This window comes from Mycobacterium sp. TH-M82, from assembly GCF_057473605.1.
Map to the genome: position 1 here is coordinate 1 of NZ_JBYCKY010000742.1, position 1,454 is coordinate 1,454.

Consider the following 1,454-nt stretch of genomic DNA (forward strand, 5'->3'; position numbering starts at 1 on the left):
ACGGATCTCGGTGGCCACCGCCAGGTGGCCAGTCCGGTCGCGCCCGGCGCGCCGGCACTGCTGGTGGGCCGGAAGAAAAAAGGGGGCCCGGCCAACCCTCGTGGTGGGAGAGCTGGCCGGACCCCGGGACCTGTTGGGCTTATTCGGGCTTAGTGGCGTCGATGATGGCGGCGCGGATCTGCTCGGGAGACATCCCTGAGCGCAGTGCAGCCAGCAGCATCAGCGCCAGCCGCGGCGGCGGGGCGGTCGCGGCGTCGGCTTCCTCGAGTGCGGCCCGTGCCGCGATCGCAGCGCGCACGCTGTCCTCCAGTAGGCAGTAGCAGGCGGCGGCGATGGTGAGCGCTTCGGCGCGTGGCCGCCCGCGCAGGCGCCGGCCGATGTGAGTCCACAATTGTGCGCCCGCCTCGGTGTGTTGGGCGGCCGCGGCGATCATGGCGTCGCGCACGGCGACGTCGGCAGTGATGGCGATGCCCGCGCGGGTCGGCAGGGTGCGACTGATCGGGTGTCCTTCCAGCGCGGCGGCGATCTCTTCTGCGGCGGCGATGACGAGCTCTCCGTGGTCACCGAGAGCGATCGGCGGGGCCGGTGGCAGGGGCGCGAATTCGGCCTGGATGTCGCTGCGGGCCGGGCTGACTCGTTCACCGCCAAGCACCCGGTGCGCGGTGAGCAGAGAGTCGGTGTAGGGATAGGTGGGTCCGGTGGCGCCGGTGTCGGGGTCATACCACTGGCCTTCGGTGGTGACGTCACGAGTCATCAGGCGGTGCAACACCGTGATCCCGGCGGCGCGCAGCGCGTCACGCAGGGTGTCGAGGATGGTGAGGGCATGCCATTGATAGCTTTCGTCGCAGACGGCGAGGAGCACGGCGGCGTGGTTGGTTTCGGGTCGCAGGTTGCAGGTGGCCGGAAACTTGGCGGCTTGCTCGACGGTGATCGTGACGTCGAAGCGAATTGCGCTGCGGACCACCAGGTCGGCGGTGGTGGTGTCATGGTGCAGCATGTAAGCCACGATGCTGTTGGTGGGGGCGAAGCCCAGGAACGCTGCAGCGGCGGCAACGATGTCGGCTTCGGTGCGCAAGGTGGTAGTTGGCATGATGTTTCTCCGTTCTGTGTGCTGAGTGGTGCGCCGGTCAGCGCTGGGGGAGTGGGCTAATCGGGTGAGGGTGGGCGGTCAACCCCGAAGAGTCCCGCGGCGAACGGAGCAGGGTTTTCGGCCCGCGCTCGCCTGGCGCGCAGCGCCTTGGGGCGAGCTCGCATTGGGCCGAAAAGGTCACTCGGCCTGCGTAGTTCGGTGCGGGCGTGGGTTGAGTGGTCGGGCCCCCGGCCGATTAGACTGCGACCCCTGCTGACGGCAAATGATGGTGAGGGGCTACGGATCTCGGTGGCCACCGCCAGGTGGCCAGTCCGGTCGCGCCCGGCGCGCCGGCACTGCTGGTGGGCCGGAAGAAAAAGGGGGC

Annotated in this window: 1 protein-coding gene; it reads right to left on the reverse strand. The window is 69.4% G+C overall.

Annotated elements, in window-relative coordinates:
- Positions 1–139: 139 nt before the first annotated feature.
- A complete protein-coding gene (locus tag AC2VON_RS22165; protein ID WP_015388932.1) occupies positions 140–1,090 on the reverse strand; it encodes a DUF4192 family protein in 951 nt (316 codons plus the stop codon).
- Between the last annotated feature and the right edge of the window lie 364 nt (positions 1,091–1,454).